Consider the following 12,588-nt stretch of genomic DNA (forward strand, 5'->3'; position numbering starts at 1 on the left):
ACCGGTTTCCTTACTGGATTAGAGCCTCATGATGTCATTATAGAGCGCGAGTATTGTCAGGCCTATTACCATGACTAGCCCTAGCTGATAGCCCACCGCTTGCACTTTTTCTGATACCGGACTGCCCTTTACGACTTCGACAAGGTAGTACATTAAATGACCACCATCGAGTACCGGTATCGGTAATAAATTAAAGACCCCGAGCGACACGCTAAGTAACGCTAAAAACCCGAGAAAGCTGCGCCAGCCGTTTTCAGCCTCAGAGCCCGCAACCTTAGCAATGGTGATTGCTCCACTCAAGTTTTTTGTGGAAATTTCCCCAAAAATCAGCTTCTTAACGGACAACAGGACAAAGGCAGAAGTTTCCCAGGTTTTATCCACGCCCGCGACAAAACCACTCACTAAAGAATACTCGCGCGTCCGTAGCATATCCTCCGGCCACTGCCCCGGCGCTATCGCCATACCGACCCGACCAAAACTTTCACCGCCCTCGGTGATCGCCGCCGGCGTCATGCTGAGCGTAACCGTCTCGCCCTCGCGCTCAACCAGCACCTCTATGCTTTGGCCGGGGCGTGCTTTAACGTAATCTATCCATTCGCGCGCACTGTCGATGCTTTGATCATTCGCGGCAATAATTTTATCGCCGGGCATTAGGCCTGCACTTGCGGCGGGACTGTCCGGGCTTACTTCGGCCGCGATGGCGGCAACTTGCGGCACAAAAGGCTTGACGCCAAGGCCGGATAAAGGCTCCGGCTCAGCCACCCCGCGCAACCAGCCGTCTAGCTCTACCTCAGACTGGTAGCGCAGGCTCGAGTCCGGGTACCGGGTGGTAAAGGTTAACGGGCCGCTCTCACCCAGCCGGCGCAAAAGCTGCCTCTGAACACTTTGCCACGAGGCCGTTGGGACACCATCGACTGCGAGAATCTCCTGCCCCACCTCTAGATTGGCCGCTGCAGCAACCGAGTTTGGCGTTACCGAACCGATAACCGGCGCAATACCGCGCTCGCCGCTGGCCACCAGCAACACCCAAAAAACCAAAATAGCGAGAATAAAATTAGCCACAGGGCCAGCCAGAACAATGGCAATACGCTTGGCAACGCTCTGACGGTTAAAGGCTCGATGCTGCTCCGCCGGGTCTACCTTGCCCTCGCGCTCATCAAGCATTTTGACGTATCCACCCAAGGGGATCGCCGAGAGCGCGTATTCGGTGCCGGACTTGTCGTAGCGACGCAACAAAACTTTGCCAAAGCCCACGGAGAAGCGCAGCACTTTGACGCCACAGCGTCTGGCCACATAAAAGTGACCAAACTCATGGATCGTCACCAATACGATGATGGCGACAAAAAACCAGAATAATATTTGTAGTATTCCCACTGCTACCTCATTTAACTCACACAAGCCCAGCGTCAATTAGACGACGGGCGTGTTGGCGAGCTTTTGCGTCGGCGAGTTGGACAACGTCCAAATCCACCGGTTCAGTTAATTGTGCCGCCAACAATACCCGCTTATTAACCTCGGCTATATCGGTAAAAGCCAGATCGCCCTGCAAAAAAGCCGCAACGGCCACCTCATTGGCAGCATTTAGGACTGCCGGGGCCGTTAGCCCCATGCTGGCGGCCTGCTCGGCAAGCAACAAACACGGAAAGCGCTCGTAATCGGGCGCACTAAAGTCCAGCCGCGCAGCCGCCACCATATCCAGCGCAGGTACGCCGGATGCGACACGCTCCGGCCAGCCCAACGCATGGGCGATCGGTGTGCGCATATCTGGGTTACCTAACTGCGCCAGCACCGAACCATCCACATACTCCACCATAGAGTGAATCACGCTTTGCGGATGAATCAGCACCTCGATATCATCTGGTGTACAGTTAAACAGCCAACAGGCCTCTATTAACTCCAGACCTTTATTCATCATGGTGGCGGAATCTACCGAGATCTTTTGTCCCATATCCCAATTGGGGTGGGCACAGGCCTGCACAGGCGTTACGCCGGCCAGCTCAGCCACCGGTGTGCTTCTAAACGGGCCGCCAGAGGCGGTTAGTAATATTTTGCGCACGCCAAGCTCTGCCAACTCACAACCCGCCGCCAGCGCCTTTTGCAGCGGCAAACACTGAAAAATTGCGTTGTGCTCACTGTCGATCGGCAATATCTGTGCCCCCGAGCGACGGGCCTCAGCCATAAACAAGCCGCCGGCCATGACCAACACCTCTTTGTTGGCCAATAAGACTTTTTTACCAGACTCCACCGCGGCAAAAGTGGGCAACAAGCCTGCCGCCCCAACGATAGCCGCCATTACCGTATCAACCTCGCCGGCAGCCGCCACGTCGACCAACGCTTGCTCACCCGCGAGCACTTCGGTATCGCAATCGGCGTCGGCCAGAGCCTCGCGCAACGCTTGCGCCGCCGTCGCATCACTTAGCACCGCAAAACGCGGCCGGTGTGCTCGCACTTGCTCCGCCAGCTGCTGCCAGCTGGTACTGGCTGTTAACGCGTAAACCTGATAGCGCTCGGGATGCCTTGCCAGTACGTCCAGCGTACTAACACCGATAGATCCAGTCGCACCAAGTACCGTAATTCGCTCCATGGCGTTACCCAAACGGCCCCTGCGACATTGCCAACACCAACGCAAACACCGGCGCCGCAGCCGTTAAGCTGTCCATTCTATCCAGTACCCCGCCGTGACCTGGCAACAAAGCACTACTGTCTTTAATACCCCGCTCGCGTTTGACCATGCTCTCCAGTAAATCGCCAATCACTGAGATAAGGGATGTCGGCACGACAAGTGCGATAACAGCGAGTAACGGACTACCCAGCAACAGCCAAAGCGCCAAAGCAAACAGCATATTAGCACCGATACCGCCCAAGAAACCCTCCCAGGTTTTGCCGGGACTGACGGCAGGCGCCAACTTGCGCCGGCCAAAGCGCTTACCGACAAAATAACCGCCAATATCGGCCACCGCGACGACCGCGACAATCATCAACACCAACCAGGCACCGTCATCCTGCAAGCGCACATAGCTAAAACCAACCCAGGCAGGGACCAGCACAAAAAAGCCCATTAACGCCCGCAGTATCGGTCGCGCCCACAGCAAGCTACTACTGGGGTAGCCCTGCACCCAAAGTAGTGCGACCGCCCACCAAGTACAGCCAATAAGCAGTAAGTGCGCATAACGGCTGTCGATCACGGAGGGGGCTGTTGGCTCCAGTGGCGTACCGAGCGACACCAGGCCAACATAGAGCGCCGCTAGTGCAATCGCCGCCGCCTGTGCCAACAAATAGCCAACACGGGCCGCAACTGATTTTAAACCACTTAAATTCGACCACTCCCAGGCGCCAATAAGCACAATGGTTGCCACAAACGCGGGAAACAGCGGAACCGGTAAGAAAAACAAGACGACAAGAAAGGTCGCAGCCAATACACAGGCCGTTAAAATTCGCTGCTTAAGCATGAGAACCGCTCCCGGTGCTAAAACTCGATGATGGCTCACACTGCTCGGAGGTTTTGCCAAAGCGACGCTGGCGCGAAAAAAAGTCGTTGGCGGCCCCGGCGAGAACATCGCCATTAAAATCGGGCCAAAGAACGGGGGTAAAATACAGCTCGGCGTAAGCCGCCTGCCACAGAATAAAGTTGCTGATGCGGTGCTCACCCCCGGTGCGGATCAGTAAATCCAGCGGTGGTAAGTCACCCAAGCAGGTCGCGCGTCCGAAACGTTCTTCGTCAATATCGTCGGCATCCAACTCCCCGGCAGCCACTTGCGCCGCGAGTCGTGCTGCGGTATCGGCGATATCCCAACGACCGCCGTAATCAGCGGCAATAACTAACGTGGTTTTCGCATCGGCTTGATCAGTTAGCGACTCAGCAGAATCAATAGCACGATTAAGAGAGGCACTAAAATTGCGCCGATTGCCGACGACCTTCAAGCGCACACTCTTTTTCTTTAAGGCGCGCGCCTCTTTTTTAAGGTACAAGTGAAACAGCGACATCAAGGCTTCCACCTCACGGGCGGGGCGCTTCCAGTTCTCGCTGCTAAAGGCAAATAAGGTGAGCACCTCGACACCGAGCTCTTGGCACGCGGACATCACATCGCGAATACGCTCGACACCCTCTTTATGCCCCGAGATGCCTGCGAGGTTTCGCTGTTTGGCCCAGCGATTATTGCCGTCCATGATAATAGCTATATGACGTAAACAACTGCCGGTCACAAACATCTCCTGGGCCAATGGGCATAACCCGAATAATGGTTTCAGTGCCCGCCTGCGCCGGGCGGGCACAGTTGATCACCTTATACGGTCATCAACTCTTCTTCTTTCTGAGCCAAAACTTTATCGACTTCAGCAATATACTTATCGGTAATTTTCTGCACTTCATCCTGAGTGCGACGCTCTTCGTCCTCACTGATCTCTTTGTCTTTTAGCAACGCTTTCACATCAGACAACACATCACGACGAACATTACGGATTGAAACCCGGCCATTCTCTGCCTCGGCGCGCGCCTGCTTGATGTACCCCTTACGGGTCTCTTCAGTCAGTGCGGGCAAGGGAATACGAATATTATCACCAGAGGTCGAAGGGTTCAGACCTAGGTTTGACTTCATAATAGCTTTTTCGATCTCGGGCACCATGGGCTTCTCCCAGGGCTTGATCGACAGAGTTCGCGCGTCCTCAACATTGACGTTGGCCACTTGAGCAAGCGGCGTATCTACGCCATAGTAAGACACAGTCACGCCATCAAGCAGACTGGGGTGAGCCCGGCCCGTGCGAATTTTGTTGAAGTTGTTGCTCATCGCGGCCAGGGCTTTTTCCATGCGCGAATCGGCGTCTTTTTTCAGTTCATCCAGCATCCGAGGTATCCTCTTCAATCAAGGTGCCTTCATTACTGCCAACCACAATGTTCAGCAGAGCACCACTTTTATTCATACGAAATACCCGCACCGGCATGTCGTGATCTCGGCACAGGCAAATCGCGGTTAAATCCATCACACCAAGCTTTTCTTCGAGCACATTATCGTAAGTAAGACGGTCGTACTTAGTAGCACTGGCATCCTTCATTGGGTCGGCGGTATAAACACCATCAACCTTGGTAGCCTTAAGGACAATATCAGCCTCGACTTCGATGCCCCGCAAACAGGCAGCCGAATCGGTGGTAAAAAACGGGTTGCCGGTGCCGGCGGCAAAAATCACCACTTCGCCCGCGTTTAAGCAACGAATAGCGTGGCGGCGATCATAGTGCTCAACGATACCGCTCATGGGGATCGCCGACATCACCCGCGACGAGATGTTAGAGCGCTCCAGCGCATCGCGCATGGCTAGCGCGTTCATCACAGTCGCCAGCATACCCATATGATCACCGGTGACTCGATCGAGCCCGGCGGCACTTAGGGCCGCACCCCGAAACAGGTTGCCGCCGCCGATCACCAGCCCCACCTGCACACCTATACCCACCAACTGGCCGATCTCTAAGGCCATTTTATCGAGCACTTTGGGGTCAATACCAAAACCCACTTCACCCATTAGCTCTTCACCGCTTAGCTTGAGCAAAATGCGTTTGTACTTTTTATCCCGAGAATTTGGCATGGTGGGGCTCCGCATGGCTGAAGAAGGTCAAAAACGGGGGGCAGTTTACAACAAAAGGAGGCCGGATGGACATCCGACCTCCTTTTTTATGCGTAAGATGAGGGACTTACGACTTAGAGGCAGCGACTTGAGCGGCAACTTCGGCAGCGAAGTCCGACTCTTCTTTCTCAACGCCTTCGCCCACTTCAAAGCGAACAAAGCCATTAATAGTAGCACCAGCCTCTTTCGCCAGCTTACCCACAGTCAATTCAGGGTTCTTAACAAAAGGCTGCTCGTTTAGGCTGCCTTCCTTCAAGAACTTATTGATGCGGCCCATGGTCATTTTTTCGACGATCTCAGCAGGCTTGCCTTCCATATCTGGCTGCGCCTTAATGATATCCTTTTCTTTCTCAACGATATCAGCGGGCATATCTTCCGGCTTGACCACTTGCGGGTTAACTGCCGCTACGTGCATCGCCACGTCGCGCGCCAGCTCAGCATTGCCACCATCGAGCTTCACGGCAGTTGCAATACGGTTGTTTGAGTGGATGTAGATGTCAATCAAGCCACCTTCAGCAACCGCTACGCGGCGCACACCGATGTTCTCACCAATTTTTTGTACCAGCGCCTCACGAGCCGCTTCGAGATCGCCGGCCATCAGGGCGGCAACATCGTCTTGCTTGTCGGCAAAAGCCTTATCCAGCACAGCGCGTGCAAATGCCAAAAAGCCTTCGTCGCGGGCGGCAAAGTCAGTTTCACTGTTCACCTCCACCAACACTGCATAACTGTTGTCGTCGGCCACTTTAGCCAGCACAACACCATCGGCGGCAGTGCGGCCAGCTTTTTTAGAAGCCTTCAGCCCACTCGCTTTACGCAGATTCTCAATCGCTTGCTCAACATCACCACCAACCTCGGCCAGCGCTTTTTTACACTCCATCATGCCAAGACCGGTGCGGTCGCGCAGTTCTTTAACCATTGAAGCAGAAACAGCTGCCATGTAACTATCCTCTCTAAAAATCCGTTGGAAAAAAGGGGCGCAACCTGACGGCCCACCCCTTTTACGTTTTACTGTATCTGTTGTAGATGACAGCTAGGCGGCGGTCTTACTCCGCAGCAGCCTGGCCTTCAGCAGCAACATACTCATCTTTATTCGGCACTTCTTGCGACTGCGCAACGCCTTCGGCGCAAGCATCAGCAATAGCCGTCACGTACAAGCGAACCGCACGGATCGCATCGTCGTTACCTGGGATAACGTAATCAATGCCATCGGGGTTTGAGTTGGTATCAACCACACCGATAACCGGTACACCCAGCTTGTTGGCCTCAGCTACAGCGATACGCTCATGATCAACATCAACCACAAACAGCGCGTCAGGCAGGCCGCCCATATCCTTAATACCACCGATAGAGTTCTCTAGCTTGTCCATATCGCGGGTACGCATCAAAGCTTCTTTTTTGGTCAGCTTCTCAAAAGTGCCGTCCTGAGACTGAGCTTCAAGCTCGCGGTAGCGACGGATAGAGGCACGAATAGTTTTGTAGTTAGTCAGCATGCCGCCCAACCAGCGGTGGCTAACATAAGGCATACCAACGCGCTCAGCCTGCTCTTTAACGATTTTCTGAGCGGCGCGCTTGGTGCCAACAAACATGATTTTTTTCTTTTGCGAGGCCAGCTGCTTAACCAGCTCAAGAGTCTCATTGAACGCAGGAACAGTATGCTCCAGGTTAATGATATGAATTTTGTTGCGGGCGCCAAAGATGTAGCGGCCCATCTTGGGGTTCCAGTAACGGGTTTGGTGACCAAAATGGACACCCGCTTGCAGCATATCGCGCATGCTAACTGTAGGCATAATCGTATTCCTGATTGTATCGGGTTAGGCCTCCATATACCCCGCAAGCCAACCCATAAGGGCACCCAGGCTAAACGTGTCGGTATATGTGTGACGTTAAGGTTTATTCGCCCGCTTTTAGCTCTGGTTAGCCAGAGTTTGCACGGACGGCGCGCTTTATACCACACACGAGAGCCCAAGGGAAGTTTTTACCTGCCTACTAAGCCGGCACCGGCCGCACAAAAGACAATTTCACGCCAAACTTAAAGAGCGCGTACAAGGCATCAAACGGCGCGCAACTCCACCGACAACTTTTATAGGTAGCGTCCACCAGGACGCCCGGCCCAAACCACGCACCCTGCACGGGCTGTAGTCCTGCGCGCCGATCGGTTAAACTATCCACTACCGTAAAAAACGCGCCGTTTGGGCGCGAGCAGTCCAAAGTGAGAAATCATGAGCGTATCCATTAAAACCCCCGCCGACATCGAGAAAATGCGTGTCGCCGGCCGCATGGCCGCCGAAGTGCTCGAAATGATTGAGCCCTATGTGGTGGCGGGCGTCACCACCGCCGAACTCGACAAGCGCTGTCACGACCACATTGTCGATGTGCAAAACGCGATCCCCGCGTGTTTAGATTACCGCGGCTTTCCCAAGTCTGTGTGCACCTCGGTCAACCATGTGATTTGCCACGGCATCCCATCCGAGAAGAAAGTTCTGAAAAATGGTGACATCATCAACATAGACGTCACCGTCATCTACGACGGCTACCACGGCGACACCAGTAAAATGTACTTTGTCGGCGACGTCGCACCCCACGCCAAGCGCTTGGTGGAGATTACCCAAGAGTGCCTTTACAAGGGTATTGAACTGGTTAAACCAGGCTGCCGCCTCGGAGACATCGGCGCCGTTATCCAGCAACACGCCGAGGCCAATTATTACTCGGTGGTAAGGGAGTACTGCGGCCACGGCATTGGCACTGTATTCCACGAAGAGCCGCAGGTACTGCATTACGGCCGCGCCGGCACCGGGCTGGAACTAAAAGAAGGCATGACTTTCACCATCGAACCCATGATTAACGCTGGCAAATCCCAGACCAAACTTAAGCGCGATGGCTGGACCGTCGAAACTAAAGATGGCCGCCTGTCGGCTCAGTGGGAACACACGCTTGCGGTTACCGCCGATGGCGTCGAAGTACTCACCAAGCGCACCGAGGAACCTTTTTAACCCATGATCAGCGCCCAGACGCCCTACTTTACCCGCCCGCTGTTTTTCTTTGATCAGAGCCGGTTTCGCAAAGCTCTGGCCGAAAAACCTCTGATCACCGTTTTTAAAGATGCGATTACCGCGGCAAATGCGCAGTTTGACGTGCGGTTTCGCGAGGGTGAAGACATCCGTGCGCTGGTGCACGAACGCGCACTGTTCGTCGACTGTCTGCTGCATTACGCTTGGTACCAGCTCGACTGGCCCGAGGGCATTAGCCTTGAGGCCGTCGGGGGCTACGGCCGCTGCGAGCTGCACCCACACTCGGATATCGACCTCCTCATACTGCTCGAAGAGGGCCTGATTGACCGCTGCCAAGACAACCTGGAGCGGTTTTTAACCTTACTGTGGGATATAGGCCTTGAGATCGGCCACAGCGTTCGCACGGTTAAGCAATGCGTGGATATCGCTCGCGACGACATTACCGTCGCCACCAATTTAATGGAATCGCGTACGCTAGTGGGCGACCCTAACTTGCGCGCCCACCTACTCAAATTTACCGCGCCGGACAACATGTGGCCTGCCGATGAGTTCTTTAAAGCCAAATTCGAAGAACAAAACCAGCGCCACGAGAAATACAAAAACAGCGAGTACAACCTAGAGCCCAACTTAAAAAATGCCCCCGGCGGTTTACGCGATATCCAAATGATTTCTTGGGTGGCCAAGCGCTTTTTTGCGGTGCGCACACTTAAAGAGCTAGAAGGCAAAGGCTTTTTTACCGAAGAGGAATTCTCGCTATTGCAAAACGGTGAGGAGTTTCTCTGGCGGGTTCGCTACGGCCTACATATGGTCGCCAACCGCCCCGAAGAGCGTTTGCTGTTTGATCATCAGCGCGAGCTGGCCAAACTGTTCGGCTATAAAGACACCGATGAGCGCTTGGGTGTCGAGCAGTTTATGCACAAGTACTATCGCTTAGTGATGTCGCTGCGCGAACTCAACGACGTCTTATTACAGTTTTTGTACGAGGCCATTTTACAGCGTGGCGTTAAAAAAACCGTCACCCCAATTAACGAGCGCTTCCAGCGCCGCGATGACTACATCGAAGTCGCCCACATATACGTCTTTGAAGAGTCGCCATCGGCGCTGTTAGAAATTTTCGTCTTAATGGCGCAAAACCCAGACATCAAAGGGGTACGCGCCTCCACCATCCGCTTGATGCGCGAGAGCCGCCATCTACTGGATGACGCCTTTCGCGAAGACCCCGCAAACAACCAGTTATTTTTGCAGCTATTTACGTATCCCGCGCAGCTGGTCGATGAACTCAAGCGCATGACGCGCTACGGCATCCTGGGCCTCTACTTGCCCGAGTTCGGCCGGGTAACGGGCCAGATGCAACACGATTTATTTCATATATACACCGTCGATGCGCACACATTATTGCTCATCCAAAACTTGTGTAACTTTTTACAACCGCAAGCCAAAGAAGACTTTCCGGTTGCCTGGCACGTAATGCGAAGACTGCCAAAGGTAGAAATTATTCTACTGGCCGGCCTCTATCACGACATCGCCAAAGGTCGCGGCGGCGACCACTCGACGTTAGGCGCAGTTGATGCCGAAGCGTTCGCTTTACGTCACAACCTATCGCCTCGCGAAACACGGTTGATGAGCTGGCTGGTAGAAAAGCACCTGTTAATGTCATCGGTATCGCAAAAACAAGATATCTCTGACCCAGATGTGATTCACAGCTTTGCGTTAATCGTCGGCGATCAGATCCATCTAGATCACCTATACGCGCTGACAGTTGCCGACATTAACGCCACCAACCCTGACCTTTGGAACACCTGGCGCGCCAGCTTAATGCGCACCCTGTACTTAGAGACAAAACGCGCACTGCGCAGAGGCCTCGAAAACAACATCGACAAGCAAGACTGGATCGAGGAGACTCAGCAAGCGGCCATTAGCCGCCTTAACCGCCACCACGTAAGCACCGAACAGTGCCTCCAGGTGTGGGAAGACGTCGACGACGAGTATTTTTTGCGCGAGTCACATCAGGATATCGCCTGGCACACCGAGGCGATCCTCAATCACGACGATCGCGACGGGCCGCTGATTTTGATTCAGGAAACGTCCAGTCGCGAACTGGAAGGCGCCACCCAAATTTTTGTTCGCAGCAAAGGGCGCAACAACGTTTTCGCCGATGTCGCAACCGTGCTCGACGCCATGAATTTAAGCGTACAAGATGCGCGAATTTACAACTCAAAATCCGGCTATACGCTCGACACTTTTTTTGTCTTAAATCAAGATGGCGAACCATTGGGCACCGACGCGAAAGTGCTGCAGCGAATATACGACGGACTCTATGAAGAACTGACCGTTAGCGACAACAACCGCAACCTTAGCACCCGTCGCACACCGCGCCGCCTTAAACACTTCTCTCGCCCCACCCGCACCAGCATTCGCAACGATATGCTTAGCGGTTACACGCTATTGGAAGTTATCAGCCCAGATCGCCCCGGTTTACTGGCGTGCATCGCTCGAGTCTTTATCGACTTTGAGCTCCACTTACAAAACGCCAAAATTGCCACCTTGGGCGAGCGCGTCGAGGATATGTTTTACATTACCGACAACAACGGCCAACCACTTTCTGACCCCACGCTGTGTCAGCGCCTGCAAGATGAAATTTGCCGGCAGCTAGACGACCGCGTCGACCGTGCGGCGGGCTTTTAAGCCGCCGCAACTTTTATAGAAATATTTTTAAGCCGATGCCACAGATTCATAGCATTGCCGATCAAACGCACTGACGACTTCACATGAATAACGATTTAAACCAATTACACCCCTACCCCTTTGAAAAGCTCGCGGCCCTCAAAGCCGGTATCACCCCGCCGCAATCGCTCGAGCATATTGCCCTGTCTATTGGCGAACCAAAACACTTGCCGCCCGCCTTTGTGCTGCGCGCTTTAAGCGACAACCTCGATCGGCTGGCCAACTACCCGGCCACAAAAGGATTACCAGAGCTGCGCAAGGCCATTGCGCGTTGGGCTGACCAGCGCTTTAACTTATGCCAAAAGCTTGACCCCGAAACTCAGGTGCTCCCCGTTAACGGCACCCGCGAAGCACTATTTGCCTTTGCACAGGCCGTGATCGACCGCAGCGCCAGCGACCCGCTGGTGGTGTGCCCCAATCCTTTTTATCAAATTTATGAAGGGGCCGCTTTTCTGGCTGGCGCCACACCACATTTTTTAAACTGCAGCGCGGCCAATCATTTTATTCCCGATTTTGCTGAGGTTCCGGCCAGTGTTTGGCAACAATGTCAGCTTTTATACTTGTGCTCGCCCGGCAACCCCACCGGGGCGGTGATGAGCTCAGCGCAGCTCCAACAACTGATTAAACTCGCCGATCGCTACGATTTTGTGATTGCCTCTGATGAATGCTACAGCGAGCTATACCAACACGAGAACCAAGCGCCCGCCGGCTTGCTCGAAGCTTGTAGCGATATGGGCCGCAATAACTACCGCCGCTGCGTGGTGTTTCACAGTTTATCCAAGCGCTCTAACTTGCCCGGCCTGCGCTCGGGTTTTGTCGCCGGCGATGCGGATATTCTCGGCAAGTTTTTGCAGTATCGCACCTACCATGGCTGCGCGATGCCAGTGCCGACACAACTGGCGAGCGTTGCCGCCTGGCAAGATGAGAATCATGTACTGGCCAACCGCGATGCGTATCGGGCAAAGTTTGACGCGGTGCTAAATATCTTAGATGGTTGTCTGGACGTCGAGCGCCCCGAGGCTGGCTTTTACCTGTGGCCCAAGCTGCCTATTTTGGGCGAGGAATTTGCCCAGCGCTTATTTGCCGAACAAAACATTACCGTACTGCCAGGCGCCTATTTAGCCCGCGATACCGACACGGGCAACCCGGCAGAGTACTATGTGCGTATGGCACTGGTCGCCACCGAGGCCGAATGTATCGATGCGGCCCACCGCATTCGCCACTTTGTAAAAAGCCTTTAACC

The 12,588-nt window shown here is 54.1% G+C and carries 11 protein-coding genes; 3 read left to right on the forward strand and 8 right to left on the reverse strand.

The window, feature by feature from the left end:
- Positions 1-18: 18 nt before the first annotated feature.
- From rseP to rpsB, 8 genes are all read right to left on the reverse strand, one after another.
- On the reverse strand, positions 19-1,374 hold the full coding sequence (gene rseP / locus ACGHAD_RS10015) for an RIP metalloprotease RseP (protein ID WP_339614998.1): 1,356 nt from the start codon (positions 1,372-1,374) through the stop codon (positions 19-21).
- Positions 1,375-1,390: 16 nt separating this feature from the next.
- Positions 1,391-2,584, reverse strand: a complete 1,194-nt coding sequence (gene ispC / locus ACGHAD_RS10020; protein WP_382415286.1) for a 1-deoxy-D-xylulose-5-phosphate reductoisomerase — start codon at positions 2,582-2,584, stop codon at positions 1,391-1,393.
- A 4-nt stretch (positions 2,585-2,588) separates the two neighbouring features.
- Positions 2,589-3,449, reverse strand: coding sequence for a phosphatidate cytidylyltransferase (locus ACGHAD_RS10025; RefSeq protein WP_382415284.1), 861 nt, complete (start codon positions 3,447-3,449; stop codon positions 2,589-2,591).
- Positions 3,442-4,203, reverse strand: coding sequence for a polyprenyl diphosphate synthase (gene uppS / locus ACGHAD_RS10030; RefSeq protein ID WP_382415282.1), 762 nt, complete (start codon positions 4,201-4,203; stop codon positions 3,442-3,444). Before uppS ends, ACGHAD_RS10025 begins: the two co-directional genes overlap by 8 nt.
- An 80-nt stretch (positions 4,204-4,283) precedes the next feature.
- On the reverse strand, positions 4,284-4,841 hold the full coding sequence (frr, locus tag ACGHAD_RS10035; RefSeq protein ID WP_382415280.1) for a ribosome recycling factor: 558 nt from the start codon (positions 4,839-4,841) through the stop codon (positions 4,284-4,286).
- Positions 4,831-5,574 (reverse strand): UMP kinase, encoded by a 744-nt coding sequence (gene pyrH, locus ACGHAD_RS10040; RefSeq protein ID WP_339614994.1) that lies wholly within the window; start codon positions 5,572-5,574, stop codon positions 4,831-4,833. Before pyrH ends, frr begins: the two co-directional genes overlap by 11 nt.
- A gap of 106 nt (positions 5,575-5,680) precedes the next feature.
- On the reverse strand, positions 5,681-6,550 hold the full coding sequence (gene tsf / locus ACGHAD_RS10045) for a translation elongation factor Ts (RefSeq protein ID WP_339614993.1): 870 nt from the start codon (positions 6,548-6,550) through the stop codon (positions 5,681-5,683).
- Between the two features lie 106 nt (positions 6,551-6,656).
- A complete protein-coding gene (gene rpsB, locus ACGHAD_RS10050) occupies positions 6,657-7,400 on the reverse strand; it encodes a 30S ribosomal protein S2 (RefSeq protein WP_339614992.1) in 744 nt (247 codons plus the stop codon).
- A 432-nt stretch (positions 7,401-7,832) separates the two neighbouring features.
- Between rpsB and map the strand changes: the two genes are divergently transcribed.
- The 3 genes from map (at position 7,833) to dapC (ending at position 12,586) form a co-directional block, all read left to right on the forward strand.
- Positions 7,833-8,603 carry a type I methionyl aminopeptidase gene (gene map / locus ACGHAD_RS10055; protein WP_339614991.1) on the forward strand — a complete coding sequence of 257 codons (771 nt, stop codon included), beginning with the start codon at positions 7,833-7,835 and terminating at the stop codon, positions 8,601-8,603.
- A gap of 3 nt (positions 8,604-8,606) precedes the next feature.
- The gene (locus tag ACGHAD_RS10060; protein WP_382415277.1) at positions 8,607-11,306 is read left to right on the forward strand and encodes a [protein-PII] uridylyltransferase; all 2,700 of its coding nucleotides are present in this window, start codon (positions 8,607-8,609) and stop codon (positions 11,304-11,306) included.
- Positions 11,307-11,389: 83 nt separating this feature from the next.
- Positions 11,390-12,586: a succinyldiaminopimelate transaminase gene (gene dapC / locus ACGHAD_RS10065; RefSeq protein ID WP_382415275.1), complete on the forward strand. Its 1,197-nt coding sequence runs from the start codon at positions 11,390-11,392 to the stop codon at positions 12,584-12,586.
- The last annotated feature ends 2 nt before the right edge of the window (positions 12,587-12,588 follow it).

The organism is Gilvimarinus japonicus (assembly GCF_042847215.1).
Taxonomy (GTDB): Bacteria; Pseudomonadota; Gammaproteobacteria; order Pseudomonadales; family Cellvibrionaceae; genus Gilvimarinus; species Gilvimarinus japonicus.

Bases quoted from the DNA above. Each gene is read 5' to 3' on its own strand.
- ispC (WP_382415286.1), bottom strand. From the start codon at position 2,584: ATGGAGCGAATTACGGTACTTGGTGCGACTGGATCTATCGGTGTTAGT.
- ACGHAD_RS10025 (WP_382415284.1), bottom strand. From the start codon at position 3,449: ATGCTTAAGCAGCGAATTTTAACGGCCTGTGTATTGGCTGCGACCTTT.
- frr (WP_382415280.1), bottom strand. From the start codon at position 4,841: ATGCTGGATGAACTGAAAAAAGACGCCGATTCGCGCATGGAAAAAGCC.
- pyrH (WP_339614994.1), bottom strand. From the start codon at position 5,574: ATGCCAAATTCTCGGGATAAAAAGTACAAACGCATTTTGCTCAAGCTA.
- tsf (WP_339614993.1), bottom strand. From the start codon at position 6,550: ATGGCAGCTGTTTCTGCTTCAATGGTTAAAGAACTGCGCGACCGCACC.
- rpsB (WP_339614992.1), bottom strand. From the start codon at position 7,400: ATGCCTACAGTTAGCATGCGCGATATGCTGCAAGCGGGTGTCCATTTT.
- map (WP_339614991.1), top strand. From the start codon at position 7,833: ATGAGCGTATCCATTAAAACCCCCGCCGACATCGAGAAAATGCGTGTC.
- ACGHAD_RS10060 (WP_382415277.1), top strand. From the start codon at position 8,607: ATGATCAGCGCCCAGACGCCCTACTTTACCCGCCCGCTGTTTTTCTTT.
- dapC (WP_382415275.1), top strand. From the start codon at position 11,390: ATGAATAACGATTTAAACCAATTACACCCCTACCCCTTTGAAAAGCTC.